At 33.3% G+C, this 25,501-nt stretch carries 22 protein-coding genes and 4 tRNA genes; 5 read left to right on the top strand and 21 right to left on the bottom strand.

Annotated elements, in window-relative coordinates; genetic code table 11:
• Positions 1–27 precede the first annotated feature (27 nt).
• The 13 genes from J3U19_RS02370 to J3U19_RS02310 form a co-directional block, all read right to left on the bottom strand.
• The gene (locus J3U19_RS02370) at positions 28–699 is read right to left on the bottom strand and encodes a response regulator (RefSeq protein ID WP_267339889.1); all 672 of its coding nucleotides are present in this window, start codon (positions 697–699) and stop codon (positions 28–30) included.
• Complete coding sequence (dcuS, locus tag J3U19_RS02365) at positions 692–2,320, bottom strand: DcuS/MalK family sensor histidine kinase (protein ID WP_267345350.1); 1,629 nt, start codon at positions 2,318–2,320, stop codon at positions 692–694. The genes J3U19_RS02370 and dcuS overlap by 8 nt, the downstream gene beginning before the upstream one ends.
• 116 nt (positions 2,321–2,436) lie before the next feature.
• Positions 2,437–3,594 (bottom strand): NAD(P)-dependent malic enzyme, encoded by a 1,158-nt coding sequence (locus J3U19_RS02360; protein WP_267339885.1) that lies wholly within the window; start codon positions 3,592–3,594, stop codon positions 2,437–2,439.
• Between the two features lie 119 nt (positions 3,595–3,713).
• Positions 3,714–5,009, bottom strand: coding sequence for a 2-hydroxycarboxylate transporter family protein (locus J3U19_RS02355; protein WP_267339884.1), 1,296 nt, complete (start codon positions 5,007–5,009; stop codon positions 3,714–3,716).
• A gap of 501 nt (positions 5,010–5,510) precedes the next feature.
• Positions 5,511–6,176, bottom strand: a complete 666-nt coding sequence (locus J3U19_RS02350; protein WP_267339883.1) for a DUF799 domain-containing protein — start codon at positions 6,174–6,176, stop codon at positions 5,511–5,513.
• A 3-nt stretch (positions 6,177–6,179) separates the two neighbouring features.
• The gene (locus J3U19_RS02345; protein WP_267339882.1) at positions 6,180–6,539 is read right to left on the bottom strand and encodes a DUF4810 domain-containing protein; all 360 of its coding nucleotides are present in this window, start codon (positions 6,537–6,539) and stop codon (positions 6,180–6,182) included.
• A 34-nt stretch (positions 6,540–6,573) separates the two neighbouring features.
• A complete protein-coding gene (locus J3U19_RS02340; RefSeq protein ID WP_267339880.1) occupies positions 6,574–7,245 on the bottom strand; it encodes a CsgG/HfaB family protein in 672 nt (223 codons plus the stop codon).
• Between the two features lie 487 nt (positions 7,246–7,732).
• On the bottom strand, positions 7,733–8,320 hold the full coding sequence (locus J3U19_RS02335) for a hypothetical protein (protein ID WP_267339879.1): 588 nt from the start codon (positions 8,318–8,320) through the stop codon (positions 7,733–7,735).
• 180 nt (positions 8,321–8,500) lie between these two features.
• On the bottom strand, positions 8,501–9,205 hold the full coding sequence (locus J3U19_RS02330) for a lipopolysaccharide core heptose(II) kinase RfaY (RefSeq protein ID WP_267345348.1): 705 nt from the start codon (positions 9,203–9,205) through the stop codon (positions 8,501–8,503).
• 935 nt (positions 9,206–10,140) lie between these two features.
• Positions 10,141–10,437 carry a GIY-YIG nuclease family protein gene (locus tag J3U19_RS02325; protein WP_267339875.1) on the bottom strand — a complete coding sequence of 99 codons (297 nt, stop codon included), beginning with the start codon at positions 10,435–10,437 and terminating at the stop codon, positions 10,141–10,143.
• A 44-nt stretch (positions 10,438–10,481) separates the two neighbouring features.
• Positions 10,482–11,468: a serine/threonine protein kinase gene (locus J3U19_RS02320; protein WP_267339874.1), complete on the bottom strand. Its 987-nt coding sequence runs from the start codon at positions 11,466–11,468 to the stop codon at positions 10,482–10,484.
• 16 nt (positions 11,469–11,484) lie between these two features.
• The gene (yihA, locus tag J3U19_RS02315; RefSeq protein WP_416380337.1) at positions 11,485–12,096 is read right to left on the bottom strand and encodes a ribosome biogenesis GTP-binding protein YihA/YsxC; all 612 of its coding nucleotides are present in this window, start codon (positions 12,094–12,096) and stop codon (positions 11,485–11,487) included.
• Between the two features lie 67 nt (positions 12,097–12,163).
• Complete coding sequence (locus J3U19_RS02310) at positions 12,164–13,375, bottom strand: aspartate aminotransferase family protein (protein WP_267345347.1); 1,212 nt, start codon at positions 13,373–13,375, stop codon at positions 12,164–12,166.
• Between the two features lie 216 nt (positions 13,376–13,591).
• Here J3U19_RS02310 and J3U19_RS02305 point away from each other — a divergent pair, with 216 nt between their 5' ends.
• The 5 genes from J3U19_RS02305 to pflA all read left to right on the top strand — a co-directional run bounded on the left by J3U19_RS02305 (position 13,592) and on the right by pflA (position 19,375).
• Positions 13,592–13,861 carry an oxidative damage protection protein gene (locus J3U19_RS02305; RefSeq protein ID WP_267339872.1) on the top strand — a complete coding sequence of 90 codons (270 nt, stop codon included), beginning with the start codon at positions 13,592–13,594 and terminating at the stop codon, positions 13,859–13,861.
• Positions 13,862–13,869: 8 nt separating this feature from the next.
• Entirely contained in the window at positions 13,870–14,940 is a 1,071-nt protein-coding gene (gene mltC, locus J3U19_RS02300) for a membrane-bound lytic murein transglycosylase MltC (RefSeq protein WP_267345346.1), read from the top strand.
• Between the two features lie 199 nt (positions 14,941–15,139).
• The gene (gene focA, locus J3U19_RS02295; RefSeq protein ID WP_267339868.1) at positions 15,140–15,988 is read left to right on the top strand and encodes a formate transporter FocA; all 849 of its coding nucleotides are present in this window, start codon (positions 15,140–15,142) and stop codon (positions 15,986–15,988) included.
• 68 nt (positions 15,989–16,056) lie between these two features.
• Positions 16,057–18,339, top strand: a complete 2,283-nt coding sequence (gene pflB / locus J3U19_RS02290; protein ID WP_267339867.1) for a formate C-acetyltransferase — start codon at positions 16,057–16,059, stop codon at positions 18,337–18,339.
• Positions 18,340–18,598: 259 nt separating this feature from the next.
• A complete protein-coding gene (gene pflA, locus J3U19_RS02285; RefSeq protein ID WP_267345345.1) occupies positions 18,599–19,375 on the top strand; it encodes a pyruvate formate lyase 1-activating protein in 777 nt (258 codons plus the stop codon).
• Between the two features lie 47 nt (positions 19,376–19,422).
• Here the strand turns inward: pflA and rarD are convergent, their stop codons facing one another.
• From rarD to alaS, 8 genes are all read right to left on the bottom strand, one after another.
• Complete coding sequence (gene rarD, locus J3U19_RS02280) at positions 19,423–20,319, bottom strand: EamA family transporter RarD (protein ID WP_267345343.1); 897 nt, start codon at positions 20,317–20,319, stop codon at positions 19,423–19,425.
• Between the two features lie 80 nt (positions 20,320–20,399).
• Positions 20,400–21,692 (bottom strand): serine--tRNA ligase, encoded by a 1,293-nt coding sequence (gene serS, locus J3U19_RS02275; protein ID WP_267339863.1) that lies wholly within the window; start codon positions 21,690–21,692, stop codon positions 20,400–20,402.
• Between the two features lie 156 nt (positions 21,693–21,848).
• Positions 21,849–21,925 (bottom strand) — tRNA-Arg (locus tag J3U19_RS02270).
• Between the two features lie 19 nt (positions 21,926–21,944).
• A tRNA-Arg gene (locus J3U19_RS02265) sits at positions 21,945–22,021 on the bottom strand.
• A gap of 18 nt (positions 22,022–22,039) precedes the next feature.
• A tRNA-Arg gene (locus J3U19_RS02260) sits at positions 22,040–22,116 on the bottom strand.
• Between the two features lie 19 nt (positions 22,117–22,135).
• Positions 22,136–22,228 (bottom strand) — tRNA-Ser (locus J3U19_RS02255).
• Positions 22,229–22,353: 125 nt separating this feature from the next.
• Entirely contained in the window at positions 22,354–22,554 is a 201-nt protein-coding gene (gene csrA / locus J3U19_RS02250; RefSeq protein ID WP_198235577.1) for a carbon storage regulator CsrA, read from the bottom strand.
• 152 nt (positions 22,555–22,706) lie between these two features.
• The gene (gene alaS / locus J3U19_RS02245; RefSeq protein WP_267345342.1) at positions 22,707–25,340 is read right to left on the bottom strand and encodes an alanine--tRNA ligase; all 2,634 of its coding nucleotides are present in this window, start codon (positions 25,338–25,340) and stop codon (positions 22,707–22,709) included.
• Positions 25,341–25,501: the final 161 nt, after the last annotated feature.

Here is a 25,501-nt window from a genome sequence, read left to right as displayed (position 1 = left end):
TATCTGATTATTTGAAAGCAGTAAAAATTATTTTTTATAAATATAATGTTTTACAGGACGGCCAATAGATAAATAAGTCAAATAACTTTCAAGTTCGCCTAATTCTTCTAAATAATCGAGATATTTTTTTAAAGATATCCTTGATAAAGTAATTAGTTTAACAATATTGCTCATTGAAAATTCTTTATTATAGTTAATAATAACCTCTCTAACTTTTTTTAGTGTTTGGCTATCAATACCTTTAGGAAGATTTTTATATTGAATAGTAGGTTTTGCAAAAATCCGATCATCTAACTGATGTTGATTAAGTCTTGTTGAGGATGATAATAAACGAATGCGTTCTTGATATGAAATAAGTGCTATTCTTAATCGCTCAAAAGTAAAAGGTTTAACTATATAATCAATTACTCCTAACCGTAATGCTGTTTGGATATCACTAGCGTTACATGCAGCTGTAACCATTATTATATCAATTTGCGGATAACTAATACGTATATGTTGTAAAAGTTCAAGCCCATTTAGTTTTGGCATAAAGACATCAAGTAAAATGAGATCAATATGGTTATCATGAATAAAATGTAATGCTTGTTCTCCATCATTGACATTAGCAATTAAATTGAAACCTGTGATCATTTGTAAATATTTTTTGTTTAATTCAGCAACCATAGGATCATCTTCAACTATTAAAACTTCAATCATGAATTTCTTTCTCTCTATAGATCTCTTTCAAAGGTAATAATACTTTAAAACAGGCACCTTTTTTATTATCTAAATCACATAATTGAATATAACCATTTAATTCATCAATGCTTGCTAAAACCAAATAAAGTCCAATCCCTCGATTATCCCCTTTAGTTGAATATCCTTTTTGAAAAATATAGTGTGTATCTTCTTCAGAAATACCTTTACCATTATCATTAATTTCCATTTGAAAGGTCTGATTGGATATAATTAAATTCACATCTATCTGTTTTTTATCTAAAAATTGAACTGCATCTAAACCATTATCAATGAGATTACCAAGAATTGTTATCAAACCATGTGTTACAGAGGGATTGGGAATCACTTTTAATTCACCATCAACATTCAAAGATAGACTAACACCTAGTTCTCTCGCCCTGATAAATTTGCTGTTTAAGAAACCAGCAAGAATAGGATCTTTTATTGTTTGACTAATCACATTTGATTCAGCTTGTTTATTACCTATTATTTCCTTCAAGTACTCAATGAGTTCTTGCTTATTATTGTTGCATGCTAAACCATAAATTACATGTAATTTATTGTTGAATTCATGAGATTGAGAACGTAATGCATCGACATACCGATTCACACCGGTAAGATTTTCGGCCAACTGTCGAACCTCAGTCATATCCCGAAACGAAGCAATGGCTCCAACTAATGATTCTCTTACAAACAAAGGTGTCCTATTGGTAAGAATCACAACACCATTAATGTTTTGTTCACAATCATATTGTGCAACACCAGTCATCATGACTTCATATAATCGGGTATTGGGAATAATGTCATCAATTTGATGTCCAATAATATTCTCTTTACTGTTATTAATGCGTAATATGCGCCTTGCTTCATTGTTAATTTGGGTAATAAAGCCTTGACGATTAACCACAACGATACCTTCTTTAACTGTTCTTATAATTGCATTTCTTTCTTCAAATAGCTGCGCCATTTCTAATGGCTCAAGTCCATGTAGGATTTTTTTTATATTACGAGAAAGCAATGAGGCCAAAATGATAGCAATGACTAATGATGCAACCAGTGATAACCAAATTGGTTGACTTGTCTTTGCAGCTAAATGATCAATTTTCTTTAGAGTTTGACCTACCAGTATTCCGCCAATTTGATGATTGTGTTCATTAAAAATAGGGCTAAATGCACGTACAGAGTTACCTAAAGTTCCTTTAGCGATTGATGTGTAAGATTCACCTTTTAATGCTCTTTGTTCATCACCGCCAACAACGAATCGACCTATTTTATTTTTATCAGGATGAGAGTAACGTACACCTTGCATATTGAAAATGACGACAAAATCGACTTGCGTCAATCTTCGGATTTGTTCAGTATTTATTTGAATAAAATCTAGATTTAGTGGGGTTGGGCTTTGCATTTTATCAATAAAATCATTTGAATTTGAAATTATATTAGCTATTTTTTCAACTTGTTGACGCGAATGATCGAAATACTCGTCGTTCACAACATGAATAATGTATATATTTTGTACAATCACTGAAAGTATAAAAACCAAACAAATCAGTGTGATGAGTTTAGCTTTCAGTGTTAATCGATTAAAGAGATACTTCATTTTTATTATTCAATTTTTTAATACCAACATTATTGTTCTAACGTATTAAATACCTACTAACAAAAAAATTATTAGTAGGTGTATTTGAAATAAATTAGATAATTTCAGAATGATCACTACTCTTTAGCTGCATTTTTTACACTTTCTGCAACTATTTTTGCCACATTGGGTTCAAAGGCATTTGGTAAGATACAATCTGCTGACAATTTATCATTAGATACGATGCTCGCTAACCCTTTAGCGGCTGCTAATTGCATTTCCAACGTAATATTTTTGGCTCTCGCATCTAAAGCCCCTCTAAAAATACCAGGAAAAGCAAGTACATTGTTGATTTGGTTTGGATAATCACTACGTCCTGTACCAACAATGTAAGCACCAGCTGCTTTGGCTTCTTCTGGAAAAATTTCAGGTGTTGGATTAGCCATGGCAAAAATAATTGATTTTTCTGCCATTGTAGAAACCCAATCAGGTTTTAACACACCAGGTGCTGAAACACCAATGAACACATCTGCATTTTTTATTGCATCTTGTAAGGTTCCTCGCTGTCTTGAACGATTAGTTCGTTTTGCTATTGCTATATGATGGGAAGGTAAAGAGCTATCATCTTCAGATAAAATTCCTATTTTATCGACAACTTTAAGATCTGTTACCCCAGCTGCTAGTAACATATCTGCAATAGCTAATCCAGCGGCTCCCCCACCATTTATAACTACCTTAGCTGATTCAATACTTTTATTTACAACTTTCAAGGCATTAAATAATGCAGCTAAAACAACAATTGCAGTACCATGCTGGTCATCATGGAAAACAGGAATATCTAAGATTTCTTGGAGACGTTTTTCAATTTCAAAACACCGTGGAGCACTGATGTCTTCAAGATTAATGCCACCAAAGGATGGAGCCAGCGCAGCAATATAATTAACTAGTTCATCAGAATCTTGTGTATTTAAAGATAAGGGAATTGCATCTACATTCGCAAATTGTTTAAATAATATTGCTTTACCTTCCATAACCGGAATAGCTGCTTCTGGTCCAATGTTACCAAGTCCCAATACCGCTGATCCATCGGTAATAACCGCCACTAAATTACGTTTACTCGTATACTCATAAACAGATTCAGGATTTTTTGCGATCTCAGTACAAACTGCTGCCACACCGGGAGTATAAGCAACGCTAAGATCCGACATTGAATTAACCGGTACTTTTGAGTGGATTTCAAATTTACCATGCTTTTGTTTACTGATGGCTAAAGCTTTTTCTTGAACTGTTGTCATAATTATTCCTTTCCAATTTCACTTAAAAAATATCAAATCAATAATTAATATTTTGTTATTGATATTGTATTAATTATTCTTAAAATTATCACTCTCCATTAGTTTATAATATTATGTCATTACATATATAAAGATCTTAATAGTGCTGTAGTACATATCACCATCAAAGCTCCTCCTAATCTTGTTGCAACTTGTGCAAATGGCATTAGGTTCATTCTATTTGCCGTTGACAAAATAGCGACATCACCAGTTCCACCCATACCGCTTTGACATGATGAGATGATTGAGGCTTCGACGGGATACATTTTCAGAAAAAAACTACAGATAAAACCTGTCATTGAAACGGTAAATACTACAGAAATGATTGTGATAAAGTAAGGGATTGTTAGAACATTTACAACACTACCTAAATCAATATATAACAGACCTAAACCTGCCATTAATGGAAAGGTAAAATTACCCGAGATAAATTTATACCATTGCTGACTTCCACGTTCGACACTTTCGGGTAATAAACGAAAATATTTAACAAATGCCGTGGCAATAATCATTAATACGGGACCAGGAAAATGCGTTATCTTTTCTAAAATCATACCAAATATGAACAATGTGGCTAAAATCATCACCGCACCACTCATTGCTCTGGCATCTAATGATGTTTTATCTTCTTTTAATGCATCTGCTAACCCAGCAAATTCGATTTTTACCAGTTGCCCATGTCCACTTAAATGAGGCTTAATTTCACCAATTCGACTCATTATGGCAGTGAAGGTAATTGCAAAAAAGTTACCTACGACTGTTGCAGGAATTAATGCACTCACAAATTTGTCATAATCTTGCTCAAGAATATTACTATAAGCGTTTGAAAGTTGTAATACCCCCTCACCAATTCCTCCCGCCATAACAGGCGAAACAGTATAGAAAAATGCATGTTCCCAAGTGTCACCAAAAGCAACAGCAACACAGACACCAACTAAAGCAGCTAAACACATCCCAAGTAACATCGGAATCATCATACGAATAAAACCGTGTATTAAAATGACTCTATGCATACCTAAAATACTACCACATACTAAGCTGGCAATATAAAAGAGTAGGAAATTAGAATCTTTCATTAACATTTTGACTGCTGTTAAAGTATTCGCATCAAAAACATCGTAATAAACGAATAGTGAAGGTACAATTAAGGACAAAATTGCTGGAGCTCCAAATTTTTTAAAAAAAGGGATATTTTGACCTACAGTTCCTAAAAACCATCCCAATGGTAAAATAACAGCAAATCCTCCAATCAATGTTTTTGGTAACATATCCAATTGGGCTGCAATAATTACAATAATTGAACAAATCACAAAAATGGGTAAGGGAAGCGATCCTACGTAAATTTTATTAATTTCGAAATCCTTTGTCATGTTCATAACTCAACCTTTTTATTGTGAAACTTCTCTTGGGAATTTTAAAACAGTATAATTGTTGACGCAAAATTCAGAAGAATAAGAAATTTATATAACTGATTTTGTAATTAATGTAAGTTATTTAAGTTTTTCAAAATTTTTAAATTTGTTACATCATAGTCAATCAGGAAAAACTATCGAAGTAAGCACTCTTGCACCAACTCAATTTATAAAAAGCGATAAATAATTTTACAACGATATTTGTTGGATTAAGTATGACTAAACCATATTCAATTGGAGGAAGAATTTGACTGGACATGTCAAAAAATATTAATTGGAAATATTGTTGTATTAGCAGAGCATAATTAACATAACCAATAAAAAATCGGTAGTATTATTCAATAAAAAGTATTAAACAAGAATAAAATATAATAGTATAATATTTATATAAAAAAGACGGTAAAAGATACCGCCTTGCATTCACAATAAATGATTTTATTTATATGAATTTGATTAAGGGTTAACCTAATTTTCTACTTTAGTCGCTGCATAAGGCCCATATAAAATTCCATCTGCTTTTATTGGATTGGGAGTAAATAATCGTGCTGTAGCGACTCCAGAAATAGCAACACTGTGATCTCTAACTGTATTCGTAATTTGTGTTATTGCGGCAGAAATTAGAGTTGAAATTAGGCTGTTGCTAGTTTGTTGGTTTTCTAAACTTGACGCTGAAGCAGAGCCAGTCCAAAGAATTTTTTCAGAACGAGCATCGACTAATTTTGCGTCTAATGTTACTCGTGTGTCACTTTGAATGATTTGATAATTTGTTCCATAATTTTGAATATTAATAAATAAAACAGCATCAGGATTAAAAATTTTTCGTATTTTTGCTAAACTAACCGATTGAATCTCATCTGCAACGATTAAGCCATTTTGTTTAAATACTTCATAAGTTAAGTTAACTGGAAAAACATAATACCCAGCTTCAGATAATGGAAATGTTACTTGTGAAAAAACACCAAAGCTGGCACTCAATTCATTTGAATGATTGGTAGGTAATAATACCAATATAGATGCTGGTTTGCTTTCTTTAAATGCGGTGTAATCGTAGCTTCCTTTTTGTGTTGAGCAGCCAACTAGCATAAAAAGTGCCAATAAAGTTCCTAATAGAGCAATAATTTTATTCTTCATTAATTAATGTCCTTGATATTTGTGTTCAACAAACTCAATAAAGTTTTTGGACTCTGGAAAAAGTGATTTTTCTAACTCAAATTGTTCCATAGCTTTATTATTGTTTCCTACAGTTGTATATAACAATCCTAAATGAGCATGTAATCCTGGAGGAATAGGTTTATTGGCTGATTTTGCTTTTTCAATGGTTTTTTCTAGAGCTTTAATTTGTTCAGAATGGCTTGATTTATCTGATAGGTTATAGTTATAAAGATTTTCTTGATAACCCTCCCAATAATAGATTGTTTTCGAGGATTGGCAACCGCTTAATAACAACAAAACTCCTGAAAACAATAAATATGTAATATATTGTTTTTTTAACATTATAATAATCCTTTAATAATTAAAATCTAATTTTTTATTTAGTTGCAGGTTTCCATGCACCGTAATTTATTCCATTAACGAGATTATTAATCGCCTCTCGAATAGCGAGATCTAGTACTTTTCCGTTAAGAGTGGAATCATAACTAGCCTTACCACCAAAACCTATAATTTCACGATTGGATAAACTGTATTCACCTGCTCCTTGCACACTGTAAACCACTTGAGATGTATTAATATCTATGATGTTCAAATTAACTTTAGCATAAGCAATTTGCTGTTTACCTTTTCCAAGAATTCCCCATAACTGATGATCACCCACTTCTTTGCGTCCGAACTCAGTGACATCACCAGAAATAATGTAATTGGCACCAATTATGTTTTGTTTTTGTTTTTTATAATTCGCTTCAGCAGCTAGTTCACCCATATTTGTTCTATCTAATACATTGAAATGATTTGTTTGCTGTAAATGACTGATGAGTAATGTTTTTGATTGATTACCAAGTCTATCAATACCATCTGAAAATATACCATTTTGATAATTTGAACGGTTTTCGAATTTACCTATGGCAATATTGGTTTTTACACCATTATATTGTGAGTTATAACTATTGACTGTTGGGGATACGATGGTTTTTGATGACTCTTGAGCACAACCCATTAATAAACTACTAAAAATAATAATTCCAACTAATTGTTTTTTTTCCATTGCTTATTTTTTCCTTTTATTGCGTAATAAATCTTTAGTAATAAATAATAATATAGTAATTAGAACCATTATCAATAATAATTTAGTCATTATTATTATAATTTAATTAATCGATTGTTAAATTATTTAATATGTTATATAAGTTGGTTTTAATTTTGTGAAACGGATATATCCTTTAAATGAATGCATTACTATGAAATGACATATTTAATGTTAGTTATATTAGCAATAACATAACCATAATCTTGATACGAGTTATTTTTGGAATATGTAAAAATAATCTCAATAAAGAGGAGGGAAGACGGTGGTGTTATCTGATTTACAATAGAAAGTTAATATAATTTAAAACGATAGTTATTAAACTATTAACATATTGCATTGAGTGAATTTATTGTATCACCAAAAATAGTTACCTAATTAAAAAATATACTTAAATGTATACTTAATCTCAAACTTTTTTACAAAATTGTTATGCATGATGACAACATTATTGACGTTCTAAACACTCGTGAATTTTAGCAACTTCTTTATTTAGAGACTCAATAACGAGATCAGGATGAGCTCTTGCAACAGTTTTGATATTTTCAAATCCATCATTTACTGATGAACCAGAATATTGCTGAGCTTGCTTAATATTACTAAATAGATAATTGATATCATTTTTGTTACGAGTCGCAGTTAAAGTATAACTTACAAAATATTTTGAATAATATTGATAATTTGTTACAGCACTAGCAACAACATTATTACCTTCAACAAGTTTTATTGTTTCGCCACCGCTAACAGTGATTGATTGATGATTAGGCATATTGTAATAAGACCACCAATGTGAACCATAATAATTCTCATTAATGAGCACTACTGGACTATTATCAAGTTCTTGAGCGATGCAGAGCGATAATGAAGAGCGAAGTGCGGTGATAGGTTTTGAAATACTGTATTTTTTTAATATATCTATGCCAGACGTGTTTTGACCTATTTCGACTCCCTCAGTTTTATAAATTAACATCATTTTTTGAGAGGTACAGCCAGTTAGCAAAGCAAATATTGTTAAAATCCCAATTAAATTTTTCATGCAACGCCCTTTGTAGAATAAGCCAACTAATTCTAGTTGTTTACCAATTGATTTATTAGTGTCTGTAAAAGCAATAAGAATAATAATCAAAAATAGGTTATTTATTAGCATTAATTCAATAAGATATACTATTAAAATAACAATTTAGATATGAGAGAAAATAGCATTTTTCTCATTATTTTACATCTCTTTACCTCGTAATTTTCGAGATAATTTTTTAAATCCATGGGTGAATTTTTTTATTGCCATCGCCATAACAGGGACTTTGATTTTGATGTTAAAACGTTCTTTTAACTCGATTGCATCATTGGCCTTCGTTAACCAAATAAAACCTGAATTGGTTAAATCAATTGCTTTAATCTTTCCTTCAGGTGTTAAAATAAAATTACCGCCATGTACATCATTTGAAACCAAATTATAACTATGTAATTTTTCAATACAGTTCTTTACTTGAACACCATATTTATTCATTTCTTCCCATTTCAAGGAACGACCTTCCACAAAATTGAATATCATATAGTGACGTTGAGTTTTTTTATCAAAAGCTACCAAGTATAGCTCATAAGCGATGTCACATTTATCAAGTGAAATTTTTGCTAACTTATGAATTAAATTGAAATAAAAATCACCAGTCATCATGGCAATAATACGACGCTCTAAACGCTTCTCTACACCTCCATCGATCTTAAAAATAAATTTGCTTTGATTATGATTTATTAAATAAGTATATCGCTCCAACTTATCACTGGGGTCAAGAAGCTCATGATGTCCTTCTTCTGCCAAAAATTGGTCAAAAAGGTTTAAATAGTTGATTTCATCATTTTGCACATACGCGAACTTTATATCACCGCGTTCGATTTCAATAATGTTTGCAAAGTTATTCAAATTTTAAGTCCCAAGATGTATCAAAAAATTGGTTTATCTTAAACACTATCAAGCATAAAGTAAATGAAACAGTCGATTTTTAAGGTAGGTACAAGTTGATAGACGCAAAGAGATTAGATAATACTCTCAGTGCTTCTATTTTAATATACAAATAAAGTATGTATAAATCTCGTCTCATCAATAACTAATAGTAATGCATTTCTATATACGGGTGAGTACCTAAAAATGTAAATTTTCTAACTTTAAATAGATAACATCATTTTTTCTATAAACGTGAAATTATTCACTTTAATGATGATTCATCACAGATTTATCTTTAATTATTTAAAAAATTTGAGGTAATTTTGTCAACAAATCAACGGTGTTAGGGCAGAAGTTATTGGTGAGATTGTCAAAAGGTAAAAATGTTTACAACCCTGGAATAAGGGATAGATGGATTACCGCCATACGTGTCCCTTGTTTTACAGTGATTAACTTTACTAATGGTTAAGGAGTGAATGTTAAAGTTATTGCTGATATTTAGCGTACCAAGAAATGGTTATTAGTATTCACATGAGTTACTTTTTGATCAATTTTTCATTTTTTATTTATGTTACTAATTCAATAAGAATGCCAAACTATTTTTTCCTCAAAAAATAAAGGAGATCATTTTGTTTTAAAAATATCAATTTTTATTTTATTGGTTATACTGAAACTCTTTGGACTGTATTACAGCTATTTTAAGGTTGATTTGATTCTAATCTCTTACATTAAAATAAATAAACTAAACTAAACTAAATTAATTGCAAAAACATTAAAAAATGTGGCTTTTGTTTAAGCGTATGTTAATCAGCAAATAAATTGGTTAATGCTTTTGTATACCATTAGTATTGTAAATGTTGAAAATAATTTTGCAGTTACAAATTCCTAAAATTCTTATCAATTTATTAATTAACTTATTGATTAATAGTAGTTAATAATTTCGCTAAGTCTGGAGCGTTTACCACCAATTGTTCTTTTTTCTGTTTGGAAAGTTGTTTTATATGATACTCCAGCTTTAAAGCTGTTGCTTTATCGCCAACATGTAGTTGGTAAACAATACGAAGATCTTTATGACCTTTTAAATATTTAGCACCACTTCCATTTTGATGCTGATGCAAACGCCTAACCACATCGGTTGTGATTCCTGTATATAAAGATTGTTTAGCGGTTCTTATAATATATAGAAACCATGTCACAGTTTTACTTTGCATAATCAATAATGTTGTTACTTATCATTTTGTTCATTAATATGTTCTTAACACATTGACATTAATTGTAAAGGTGGCGCAGTAAGCGCATTTATCTGTTGATTGAATTCTGATAATTGTCGGTGCCAATAATCGACATCGGTTATCCATGAAAAGGCAGTAGGAAAGGCAGGATCTTTCCATCGTTCTACGATCCAAGCTAATTGATGCACCATTCGCATAGTTCGTAAAGGTTCAATTAGTTTGAGTTGTCCTTTATCAAAATTATAAAACTCTTGATACAATTCAATCAATTCTTCTAATTGTAAGCGCTGAGCTTGTTGGTTTCCATATAACAGCATCCAAAGATCTTGAATTGCTGGACCATTACGAGAATCATCAAAATCCACAAGCGTAGCACTATCGCGCCATAAAATATTGCCTGCATGGCAATCAGCATGTAAGCGTATAGGTTGCCAATCAGTATGCCAATATTGTTCAACTGTTTTGATAAGCTTTGCTAATACAGTTTTAAGATCAAGTTGTATATTTTTGGGAATATAGGCCGATGATAATAGGATATCTTGTGGACGATAAAGATACTCTTCAAGTCCAATAATTGGACGGTATGAGAAAGTTTGTGTTGCACCAATTTGATGAATTCGACCAATCAAAGTACCTACCGACTCCATTTGATTTCGATTATCTATCTCATAGGGTCTACCACCAAAACTAGGAAATAAAGCAAACAAATAACCTTGATACTCATGTAATGTATTATTATTATGTGCAATTGGCGATACTACAGGAATATCAGCAAGGTATAGCTGTTCTGTAAACTTGTGTTCTTCGACTATTTGTTCTCGACTCCAACGATGGGGGCGATAAAATTTAGCAACATAACGTTTATGTTCTTCATCGTGAAATTGATAGACGCGATTTTCATAACTATTTAAAGCAGTTAAACCCGAATTTATATAAATGCCAATTGAAGATAAACTCTTGACAATAAGATCGGGTGATAAAAATTGAAATGAAAATGCTGAACTATCCATTGAATGATTCCTCTCGTTATTGTTTATTAAACCATTCATCTAATTTTTGTTTTAACGCTTCAAGTCCTACTCGTTTAGGAGAGGAAAAAGGCGTGACAGTAATATCACCTTGGAAAGGTAAAATAGCCTCTTTTACCATATTGACCTGTTTTTTAACTGCACCAGAAGCAAGTTTATCCGCTTTAGTGAGTAATAACATGACTGGGATTTCTACTGAAACTGCCCAATGAATCATCTGTTGATCTAAATCTTTTAGAGGATGTCTTATATCCATTAAAACCACTAATCCCAATAAACTTTCGCGTTTTTGTAAATATTCTCCTAGTGATTTTTGCCATTGACGTTTTATTGCTTCAGGAACCTGAGCATAACCATAACCCGGTAAGTCCACTAATCGGCAATTTGTTTCTACCTCAAAAAGGTTGATTAATTGTGTCCGTCCCGGTGTTTTACTTGTACGAGCTAAAGACTTCTGGTTGGTTAATGTGTTGAGTGCACTGGATTTACCTGCATTCGATCTGCCAGCAAATGCTACTTCTACACCACTGTCACTTGGTAAATGAGAAATATCAGGTGCACTTAAGATAAAATGTGTTTTTGCATAATTTAATGGACGAATATCAGTCATAAAAAGTATCCTTTAAATGCTATAATGGCACTTAATTGATTTAAATGCCGCTACTGTATAGAAAAACTCAGGCATTGACAACTTTTTCGACTGCTTTTGTAAATCGTATCATACCTTCTTGAATTTCTTCTTCCGAGATAATTAATGAAGGAGTAAAACGTAATACGTTAGATCCAGCATTTAATATCATTACTTTAAATTCTGTTGCAACGTTTAAAAAGTCTCGAGCTTTGTTATGGAACTCTGGTTGTAGTTCTGCGCCTAATAATAGACCTTTACCACGATATTCTCGAAATACTTTATATCTATCATTAATCTTTTCAAGTTGTTCAATAAAGATTGCACGTCGTTTTTGCACCCCTTCTAAAACTTCTGTTGTGTTAATGATATCAAATGCTTCACAACCAACAGCACAAGCTAAAGGATTACCGCCATAAGTTGTACCATGGACACCAGGATGCATTATTGTAGCAATGTCTTCTGTTGTTAGCATGGCACTAATTGGAAATCCACCGCCCAGCGCTTTGGCAGAAGTCAAAATATCCGGTGTTACATCATATTGTTGATAAGTATATAAACTTCCTGTTCGACCCATTCCACATTGAACCTCATCAAAAATAAGCAAAGCATTATATTTATTACAAAGTTCGCGAACACCTTTTAAAAACTCCACTGAAGCGCAAGTTAATCCTCCTTCACCTTGTACAGGTTCTAGCACGACAGCACAGGTATGATCATCTATCACTGCTTTTACTGCATCAAAATTATTAAATGGAACATGAATAATGTCAGATGGTTTTGGACCAAAACCATCTGAATATTTAGCTTGACCGCCTACAGACACGGTAAAAAATGTTCGTCCATGAAAGGATTGATGAAAGGCGATAATTTTGGTTTTATAAGGATTGTATTTTTCGATAGCATAATACCGAGCCAATTTAAAAGCCGCTTCATTTGCTTCAGCTCCTGAATTGGCAAAAAAAACACGATCAGCAAAAGTATTATCAATTAGTTTTTGTGCTAAATTTAATGCGGGTTCGTTGGTGAAAACATTACTAACATGCCATATTTTTTCACTTTGCTCATGCAACGCTTTAACTAATTTTGGATGGCAATGACCTAGGGCATTGACTGCTATGCCACCAGCAAAATCAATGTATTCTTCACCATTCTGATCCCATACTCGGCTGCCTTGCCCTTTAACAGGTATAAATTGGGCTGGGGCATAAACAGGTAAAATGACCTTATCAAAGAGTTGGCGTGTGATTTTTGCTTGCATTGTTAAGTCCTGATCTATTTTTATTGAATGGAATATCGTTTATTTTATGCTAATTAATTGTTGAGTAAAGTAAATAATTATTCAAATATAATGAATTAATATTCATCTGTAAAAAATATTTAAATTTAAAACCTATTCATTAATTTGCTTCTTTTCTATAATTATTTTCAGGTATAATCAAATTATGTTGGTTAATTGCACTTAAAAGAGTTAAAAATGAGTCGTATTATTTATTGCCATTATTTAAAAAAAGAAGCAGATGGTTTAGATTTTCAGCTTTATCCAGGTGAACTTGGTAAGCGTATTTTCAATGAAATATCAAAACCTGCATGGCAAGAATGGCTCAAAAAGCAAACTATGTTAATTAACGAAAATAAACTTAATATGATGAATCCTGAGCATCGTAAACAAATTGAAACGGAAATGGTTAAATTTTTATTTGAAGGTGAAGAGATTGTTATTAATGGATATAAACCCCAAAACTGAGGTATAACATGAAAAACAATAAAAATATCATTATTTTATTTATAGCGGTAAGTCTTTTAAATGGATGTTCAGGTAATAATTCAGCTAAAGAAAATGAAGATTTTTATATTAAAGATACTAATGCCTTCAATATTTTAATTAGTCAATATGCAAATAATATAGAAGAAATTTGGGGACCGCAGGAAGTCCTTATTGCTGGTCCAAAAGATTATGTTCAGTATGAAGATAACTTGCAAACTCGAGTTCATATCAACTTCGTTTCTGGGGTGATAACCATTGAAACTTTATCCGATTTACCCATAGAATCTTTGAAAGAAGCAATAGTTTCAACACTATTAATGCCTGAACCGGTTGATATCATCCGTTATGATAAATTTAATCAAAATTTGTCACAAGAACCTTTTTTATATAATCAGGTTTTAGATCAAGAACAACAACCCATTCGTTGGAGTGGTCGAGCAAATAATTTTGCTGATTATGTGCTTGCTAATAACTTGAAAGTTCGCTCATCAGGAATGCATAAAATTACTTATGTTGAAATCAAATTGGTCCCTAATCACATTAGTGAACGGGCAAGAAAATTCTTACCATTAGTGACGGAAGCTTCAAACCGCTATTTCATTGATGAAAGGTTGATTCTAGCAATTATGGAAGTCGAGTCTGCTTTTAACCCTTATGCTGTAAGTCGTTCAGATGCGCTTGGATTAATGCAAGTACAGCAGCATACCGCTGGACGGGATATTTTTCAATTACGTGGTAAGTCTGGAGAACCGAATCGAAAATATTTACTGGATCCACATAATAATGTCGATATGGGTACAGCTTACTTATCATTATTAAAAACAAAATATTTGGCTGGTATTAATAATCCCATATCTTTAAGGTATGCAATGATTACTTCTTATAATGGTGGGGCAGGTAGTGTATTGCGCACGTTTTCTAATGATCGGGTTCGAGCAATTGATATTATTAATTCAATGACGCCACAACAAGTTTTTCGAAAATTAGTCACGTCACATGTCTCTCAGGAATCACGTAACTATCTGATAAAAGTGAGTAATATATTAGATAACAGATAAAATTAAGTTAAATAATACTAGCTATTACAAATAAAATAAGAAACAAGAAATAGGGGTATTGTTTTATTGGAAGTAATATCTTTAAAAAAATAAGATTTTTAAAATTTAAAAATTTTTTAATAAAAAAAAACGTGATCTACTTCAAATTTTGAGTATACTATGCGTCTCATAAAACCCTAGTTTTTTTGAGGATGTTAGTTTGAGTACCGATAAACTTGTGGATTCATATTCCCCCGCACAAATGACACAAATTGCTGAAGACCTCGGCAACTACAAATTAAGTAAACACCCATATAGTACTATTTTATCTGCGATTATCGCAGGCGTGTTTATTTCTATTGCTTTCGTATTTTATATTACTGTAACAACTGGCACTGCAACGGTTGCTTTTGGTTTAGCTAAACTAGTTGGTGGCATCTGTTTCTCATTAGGATTAATGTTAGTAGTCTGTTGTGGTGCAGATCTCTTTACTTCAACTGTATTGACGATTTTACCAAAAATGACTCATAAAGTTAGTTGGACAAAAATGATCCGTAATTGGATTTTAGTCTATATTGGTAACTTTATTGGTGCTATACTGTTTGTAACAGTTATTTGGTGTTCTGGTCAATATATGGTAGCTAACGGAATGTGGGGTTTAAATGTCCTACAAACAGCAGATCATAAGTTACACCATACTTTTATTGAAGCCGTCTTTCTTGGTTTATTGGCTAATTTGATGGTTTGCTTGGCAGCTTGGTTAAGTTATGCTGGACGTAGCTTACTTGATAAAATGTTAATTATGGTTTTACCTGTAGCAATGTTCGTTGCAAGCGGTTTTGAGCATAGTATTGCAAACATGTTTATGATTCCTATGGGAATTGTAATTAATAACTTTGCATCTCCTGAGTTTTGGACTGCAGTAGGGGTATCGCCAGATACATTTAAAGAACTGACTGTAGAGCATTTTGTTTTAAATAATTTAATTCCTGTAACAATTGGAAATATTTTAGGTGGTTTAGCTGTAGCGCTACCATATTGGGCTTTATATTTGCGTAAACCACATTGATTTTATGATATTTATCCTCATATAGGAGAGGGTAAATAGATATTTTTGTAAACCTGAGGTTAATAATTATGAGTAATTTAAACGAAGTACAAGCAAAGGCTTGGAAAGGATTTAAAGAAGGTGATTGGCAAAATAATGTCAATGTTCGTGATTTCATTCAAACGAATTATACACCTTATGAGGGTGATGAATCTTTCTTAGCTGGCGCTACAGATGCAACCACTAAATTGTGGGAAAAAGTGATGGAAGGCATCAAATTTGAAAACTCCACTCATACACCAGTTGATTTTGATACGAGTGTAATTTCCACTATTACTGCTCATGATGCGGGTTACATCGAAAAAGATTTAGAGAAGATTGTCGGTTTACAAACTGAAAAACCACTAAAACGTGCTATTATTCCGTTTGGTGGTATCAAGATGATTGAAAACTCTTGTAAAGCTTACGATAGAACTTTAGATCCACTAGTCAAAAAAATCTTTACTGAATATCGTAAAACTCACAATCAAGGTGTGTTTGATATTTATACTCCAGATATCCTTCGTTGTCGTAAATCAGGCGTTATTACTGGTCTTCCTGATGCGTATGGCCGTGGTCGTATCATTGGTGACTACCGTCGTGTGGCACTTTACGGTATTGATTACTTAATGCAAGATAAATATGCTCAATTTACTTCATTACAAGCTGACTTTGAAAATGGTGTTGATTTACCAATGACGATGCAACGTCGTGAAGAAATTGCTGAGCAACATCGTGCACTTGGTCAAATTAAAGAAATGGCTGCAAAATATGGTTTTGATATTTCAGCACCAGCAACAACTGCACAAGAAGCTGTTCAATGGACTTATTTTGGTTACTTAGCTGCGGTTAAATCTCAAAATGGTGCGGCAATGTCATTAGGTCGTACTTCGACGTTCTTTGATATTTACTTCCAACGTGATTTAGAAGCTGGTTTAATCACTGAGCAAGAAGCACAAGAAATCGTCGACCATTTCGTGATGAAATTACGTATGGTTCGTTTCTTACGTACACCTGAATATGATGAATTATTCTCTGGCGATCCAATTTGGGCAACTGAATCTATTGCTGGTATGGGTGTTGATGGTCGTACTTTAGTAACTAAGACATCTTTCCGTTTCTTAAATACTTTATATACAATGGGTCCATCACCGGAACCAAACATGACTATCCTTTGGTCTGAACACTTACCAAGTGGATTTAAAGAATTTGCATCTAAAGTATCAATTGATACTTCATCATTACAATATGAAAATGATGATTTAATGCGTCCTGACTTTAATAATGATGACTATGCAATTGCATGTTGTGTAAGCCCAATGATCGTTGGTAAACAAATGCAATTCTTTGGTGCTCGTGCTAACCTTGCAAAAACTCTTCTATACGCAATCAATGGTGGTGTGGATGAAAAATTAAAAATGCAAGTTGGTCCTAAAGAAGAGCCAATCACTGACGAATATCTTGATTTTGACAAAGTGTTCGCTCGTTTAGATCACTTTATGGATTGGTTAGCGAAACAATACGTAACGGCTTTAAATGCTATTCATTATATGCACGATAAATACAGCTATGAAGCGTCATTAATGGCGTTGCATGACCGTGATGTTATTCGTACTATGGCTTGTGGTATTGCTGGTTTATCTGTTGCTGCTGACTCATTATCTGCAATTAAATACGCAAAAGTAAAAACGATTCGTGATGAAGATGGTTTAGCAACTGATTTTGAAATCGAAGGTGAATATCCACAATTCGGTAACAATGATCCGCGTGTAGATGATATTGCTGTTGATTTAGTTGAACGTTTCATGAAGAAAATTCAAAAACTTAAAACTTATCGTAATGCAATTCCTACTCAGTCAGTATTAACCATTACTTCAAATGTTGTATATGGTAAGAAAACTGGTAATACTCCAGACGGTCGTCGTGCTGGTGCGCCATTTGGACCAGGTGCTAACCCAATGCATGGACGAGACCAAAAAGGTGCTGTTGCTTCATTAACATCTGTTGCTAAACTTCCATTTGCTTACGCTAAAGATGGCATTTCATATACTTTCTCTATCGTTCCAAATGCATTAGGTAAAGATGATGATGCACGCAAACGTAACCTAGCAGGTTTAATGGATGGTTATTTCCACCATGAAGCTACTGTTGAAGGTGGTCAACATTTAAATGTGAACGTATTAAATCGCGAAACTTTATTAGATGCGATGGAACATCCTGAAAAATATCCACAATTAACAATTCGTGTTTCTGGATATGCAGTACGTTTCAATTCATTAACTAAAGAGCAACAAAAAGACGTTATTACACGTACTTTCACTCAATCAATGTAATTTAGTTAATTGAACAACTAAACTTAAAATAGCGCCTTTAAGGCGCTATTTTTTTATTAAATAGAAAAATATTTGCTTTAAAGTTAACAAAATCATAGTGCAGCAAGAATAATGAGATATTGTTGTTCTTTTGTATAATTTAGTTAAATACACATCATATCAATTAATGCAATTGGTGTAAGCAAAGTATTATCTGAGTTAAAATAAGAATGAAAAGTATAAAGCAAAAAGCAATGTGAGTAATTATTAGAGAATATGTATGGAACAAAATATTATTATGACAACGAAACAACCTATAAAAGGTCGTATTCATTCTTTTGAATCCTTTGGTACTGTTGATGGTCCTGGAATTCGCTTCATTGTTTTTTTTCAAGGCTGTTTAATGCGTTGTTTGTATTGCCATAATCGTGATACATGGGATTTGAAAGCTGGGCGAGAAGTCACTGTTGAAGAACTGATGAAAGAAATTGTTTCTTATAAAAGTTTTATTATCCCTAATGGTGGCGGTGTTACAGCATCAGGTGGCGAGGCTACCTTGCAATCTGAATTTATCACTGAATGGTTTAAAGCCTGCCATAAAGAAGGTATTAGTACATGTTTAGATACTAATGGTTATGCGAGGCAGTTAGACCAAACGGTTGATGAGCTTTTAGAGGTAACAGATTTAGTAATGCTTGATTTGAAGCAAATCAATGATGAAATTCATCAAAAACTTGTCGGAGTATCTAATAAACGTGTGCTTGAATTTGCCAAACACCTCCAAAAAATTAATAAACGGACTTGGATTCGATACGTAGTTGTTCCTGGGTGGACAGATGACAATAACTCAGCACATTTGCTTGGTAAATTTATTGAAGGTATGAATAATATAGAACGAGTGGAATTACTTCCTTATCATAAAATGGGCGCTTATAAATGGGATACCATGGGCGATGAATACAAACTACAAGGCGTAGAAGCTCCGCCTCGTGAAACACTTGACAGAATTCAAGCAATTATAGAAAGTTATGGTCAACCAGTAACATTCAGCAAATAGTTAACTATCCATTGTTAATAGGCTCCTATTATGGTGCCTATTGGCAGTTATTTCAATTTTTTGCGCTTTACTGTACGTAATAGATAAATACTACCTTCTAATGCTAAAACACAAACAGATAACCAAATAAGTCCATATGGTACAACCTGCTCTTTAGAAACAGATTCATGTAAAAATAACACCGATACAAGAGTAAGCAGTACTGGCTCTACATATCCGAGCAATCCAAATAATCCAAGCGGTAACAACTGTCTAGCAACAAAATACATGGCAAAAGCAATGGCTGTAATGATACCTAGCATTGGAATAAAAATATGAAAGTGAGATAGATCACTTATAATCTGATTTAAAGAGTAATGCAAATTAAAATAAATGAGGCAGCCAACAAAGATAAAAAAGAAATCTGAAAATGTCCCTGAAATGCCTTCTATTTGTAATTTACGGCGTGTCATAAAGTAAATTGGGTAACCCAATGCAATAACCGCTGTTTCCCACGAAAAAGCGCCAGTTATATAAATTTCTAAAACAACACCTATGCAGGCTAGCAGAATTGCTACTTTTCGAAAAATACTCAGTTTTTCTTTATAGAATATTTGTCCAAAAACGACCATCGTTAATGGCAGTAAAAAATAGCCTAGTGAAGCTGATAATCCATGACCATTGATCGGAGCCCAAATAAAAATCAACATTTGGATGGTCAATAGAAATGAAGAAAATATGAGACCGATTAAAATCAAGGGTTGTTGTTTAATCCGAACAAATAGATTGATAATTGCTGACCCTTGTTTTTCGACAATAATTAGAAAAATTATTGCAGGAAAGGAGGTTAATAATCGCCAGCAAAAGATATCAATAACGGACAGTGGTTGTAATAGAACAGGGTAGTAATATAGTAAACCAAAAAGACATGATGCAAATATTGAAAGCGCAACGCCCTTTATCATTTTTTCACCTTTATTAATAAAAAATAGCGCTAATTATTAGCGCTATTATCTATATGTAATGAAAGCCGGACAAATTTTATTTATCCAATTATCTCTACACCATTCATATAAGGTACTAGTACGGACGGAATTTTAATTTTTCCATCAGCTTGCTGATAGTTTTCCAAAATTGCAACTAACGTGCGCCCTACAGCTAAACCAGAGCCATTTAACGTATGTACTAAATAAGTTTTATTATCAGCTTTATTACGATAACGTGCTTGCATACGACGAGCTTGGAAATCCCACATATTCGAACAAGAAGAAATTTCACGGTAAGTATTTTGTGCCGGTACCCATACTTCAAGATCATATGTTTTACATGATCCAAAGCCCATATCACCTGCACATAATACAATTTTGCGATATGGTAATTCTAATAATTGTAAAACTTTTTCTGCGTGTGCGGTTAATTCTTCTAAAGCTTTCATTGATTCTTCGGGTTTAACAATTTGGACTAATTCTACTTTGTCAAATTGATGCATACGGATTAAACCACGAGTGTCTTTACCGTAAGAGCCAGCTTCAGAACGGAAGCATGGGGTATGCGCGGTCATTTTTAGAGGTAACACACTTTCATCAAGAATCTCGTCACGTACCAAATTAGTTACTGGTACTTCAGCAGTTGGAATTAGGGCATAATTACTGCTTTCTGATTCTTCATCAAGCGGTTTTGTGTGAAATAAGTCATCTGCAAATTTTGGTAATTGTCCGGTACCGTACAAAGTAGTTTGATTGACAAGGTAGGGCACATAAACTTCAGCATAACCATGTTTCTCTGTATGAAGATCTAACATAAATTGTGTGATAGCACGATGTAGGCGAGCTATCTGTGACTTCATAACAACAAAACGTGAACCAGTAAGTTTTACACCTGCAGCAAAGTCGAGCCCCCCTAAACGTTCACCTAATGCAACATGATCTTGTATTGGAAAGTCAAATATTCTTGGAGTTCCAAAGCGAGAAATTTCGACGTTGTCGTTTTCATCTTTACCATCAGGTACAGAATCATCAGGAGTATTCGGAATCGTAGAGGTAATATCTTTGATTTTAGTTAATAAGGTTTCAAGCTCAGCTTTAGCATTATTCAGTTTTTCACCGATTTTATTAACTTCTTCACGTACAGCTGTAATGTCTTCGCCTCGAGCCTTAGCTTCACCAATAGCTTTAGAACGAGCATTACGCTGCGCTTGTAAGCTTTCAGTTTCAATTTGCAGTACTTTGCGTTTTTCTTCTAGTTGACTAATAGTATCAACATCTAGTTTAAATCCACGGCGAGCTAATTTTTTAGCGACAACATTTAATTCATTTCGGAGTAAATTCGGGTCCAACATAAATAACGTCCATTCTTATTAATAAGGAAATATCTTTCTACTTTAATTATTATTCTAATACAGTTAACAAAACATATAAATCAAAAAGTAGATTGATTATAGATATTAAATATTTTGAGCTTAGTATACTAGAATTATATCGGGATTCAACCGCAATGGTGCACCCGAAGGGATTCGAACCCCTGACCGCTCGGTTCGAAGCCGAGTGCTCTATCCAGCTGAGCTACGGATGCGTGTAAGTTCGTAAAAAAATGGTGCATCCGAAGGGATTCGAACCCCTGACCGCCCGGTTCGTAGCCGGGTACTCTATCCAGCTGAGCTACGGATGCATTTTGAATTTGTTAAAATGGTGCATCCGAAGGGATTCGAACCCCTGACCGCCCGGTTCGTAGCCGGGTACTCTATCCAGCTGAGCTACGGATGCATATTTTAATTTTTTTAAATGGCGGTGAGAGAGGGATTCGAACCCTCGATGCAGCTTTTGACCGCATACTCCCTTAGCAGGGGAGCGCCTTCAGCCTCTCGGCCATCTCACCAAAAACATTATGACTTTGCTTGAACAACAAAATCATAATGTCGTGGCGCACATATTACGTTTTACAAAAAATAAGTCAAACATTTTTTTGCTTACGCGTGCTGGTTGTTTATTTCGTGCCCAATATTACTCTTTGGACTCAGGTAATTCATCATTTTTGTTCTGAGATTGATGAATTCTATTGTATATCTCTTCTCGATGAATTGAGACTTCTTTAGGTGCATTAATACCAATTCTGACTTGATTACCTTTCACGCCAAGAATAGTAATAACAACATCATCACCAATAATTAGTGTTTCACCTACTCTCCTAGTTAAAATTAACATTAGATCTCCTAATATCAGTTAAGTATACATCACAATTTTAAGATATAGCTTCGTCAGCCCCCCATCGATAGGACAGAAAGACGGAATTTTACAGAAATACTCAAATATTCAGTTAATAAATATTATATCAACCAATACTGAAATATATCTGGCTAACTTGCTTGTAATTTATTACTGATTTCCTTTTTCATTGAAGACAATGCTTCTGGTAATGCTGATAGATCCATTCCACCTGCTTGGGCGAAATCAGGCCGCCCACCGCCTTTACCACCTACTTTTAATGCTAATTGGGAAACTAATTCGCCGGCTTTGACAATATTGATTAAATCATTCGTTACGCCAGCGGCTAAATTGATTTTGTTATCATTAACAGCGGCCAAAATAATTACTCCCGTTTTTAATTGATTTTTAAGATCATCAATCATGGTACGTAATACTTTTGCCTCAACATTATCAAGTTTAGCAATTAGTAAATTTTTATTATTGATTTTTTCACATTGATTAATTAATTGAGCGCTTTGTTGGCTAGCTTTTTGCGCTTTTAATTGCTCAATGTTTTTTTCAAGTAGTTTAGTTTGTTCAAGCAATTGCTCTACACGAACTAAAACTGCTGATTTATCGCTTTTAACCAATTGTGCAATTTGATTTAATAAATTTGCTTCTTGGTGTATAAAATCCATTGCACTTTGCCCAGAAGTAGCCTCAATACGGCGAACTCCAGAAGCAATGCTTGATTCAGATATTATTTTAAATAAACCTATATTGCCTGTTCTATTTACATGAGTACCACCACATAATTCAATTGAGAAATCGCCCATAGTTAAAACACGAACAATTTCTTCATATTTTTCTCCAAATAGTGCCATAGCCCCTTTATTTCTAGCTTCATCTATTGGCATCAGTTCAACGTCAACAGGTAGATTACAACGAATTTGTTGATTAACTAGATTTTCAATTTCAACAATTTGTTCTTGCGTAATGCTTTGATTATGTGAAAAATCAAAACGCAGATAACTATCAGTAACTAAAGAACCTTTTTGATGAACATGGTTACCTAAAATTTGTTGTAATGCAGCTTGTAATAAATGGGTTGCTGAATGATTGCGTTTAATACGTTCTCTTAACTCAACATCAATTGCCGCTGTTACTAAGTCCCCAACTTTTAGAGAACCTTTAACAAGGTTACCGATATGTCCAATGCTTTTGCCATACTTTTGGCTATCTAAAACAGTAAACTCGCCGTTTGCAGAGGTTAACAAACCTTTATCACCAATTTGTCCGCCTGATTCTCCATAGAATGGCGTTTTATCTAAGATGATAATAGCTTCATCACCAGCATTGACACTTTCAACTTTTTGACCATTTTGGAAAATGGCAATTATTTTCCCTGATGCTTCGGTAGCTTGATAACCTAAAAATTCGGTAGTATCATCAAGTTTAATTACATTGCTATAGTCAACACTAAAAGCACTTGACTCACGAGCACGTTTACGTTGTTCTTCCATACATAGATTGAATCCATCTTCATCAATGGCAATATTTTTTTCGCGACAGACATCTGCGGTTAAATCTAATGGAAAACCAAAAGTATCGTAAAGTTTAAATGCAACATCACCAGGTAATACCGAATTGGTAATTTTAGCTAATTCTTGATCAAGTAAAAACAATCCTCGTTCTAATGTTTTTAAGAATTGCTCTTCTTCAATTTTAAGTGCATCTTCTACTATTTTTTGATTATTCGCTAATTCATCTGCTGCACTTCCCATTACATCAATGAGAGGTTTAACCAATTTGTAGAAAAATATTCCTTTAGCACCTAACATATGTCCGTGACGTACAGCTCGTCGAATAATACGGCGCAACACATAACCACGACCTTCATTAGAAGGCAATACGCCATCTGAAATTAAAAATGCACAAGAACGAATATGGTCAGCAATAACACGTAAAGATTTACTTTCTAAATTTTTAGTTTGAATGATTCCTGCTGCATCATGAATTAATTTTTTAAATAAATCAATTTCATAATTAGAATTAACATGTTGTAAAACTGCAGCAATTCTTTCCAATCCCATACCAGTATCGACCGATGGCTTTGGTAAAGGCTCCATTGTGCCATCAGGATGACGATTAAACTGCATAAAGACAATGTTCCAAATTTCAATGAATCGGTCACCATCTTCTTCAGGACTGCCTGGAGGGCCACCCCAAATGTGATCACCATGATCATAAAAAATTTCTGTACATGGCCCGCATGGTCCTGTATCACCCATTTGCCAGAAGTTGTCTGAAGCAAAAGGAGCACCTTTGTTATCACCGATACGTATGATACGTTCTTTGGGTATACCAATCTCTTTTTCCCAAATTGTGTATGCTTCATCATCTGTTTCATAAACAGTGACGGTTAATTTCTCTTTAGGAATATTAAACCATTCTCTACTGGTTAATAACTCCCAAGCAAAATGAATCGCATCATGTTTAAAATAGTCACCGAAACTAAAGTTTCCTAACATTTCAAAAAAAGTATGATGTCGGGCAGTGTAACCCACATTATCCAAATCATTATGTTTACCGCCAGCGCGAACACAACGTTGTGCAGTTGTTGCTCTGGTATAGGGACGTTTTTCTATTCCTAGAAATACATCTTTGAACTGATTCATTCCCGCGTTAGTAAATAATAGCGTTGGATCATTATGAGGAACAAGGGAACTACTTGCTACAATTTCATGTCCTTTGCTATTGAAAAAGTCAAGAAAATTTTGACGAATTTCTGCAGTGCTTTTCATTTAGGCATCCATATAAACGATAAATTTTTAAACATAGTAATATACCTGTTACAACTAAAGTTGAAAAGTAAAGAAAAGTAAAAAATTCTTTATAATACGGTTGTTCTAGCTAATATTACATGCAAATAAAAGGAAAAATAAAATGATTTAGTGAGCTTAAC

Origin of the sequence: Gilliamella sp. B2828 (assembly GCF_026537125.1) — a bacterium.
Lineage (GTDB): Bacteria > Pseudomonadota > Gammaproteobacteria > Enterobacterales > Orbaceae > Gilliamella.
This window is presented reverse-complemented; position numbering and strand designations above follow the sequence as displayed.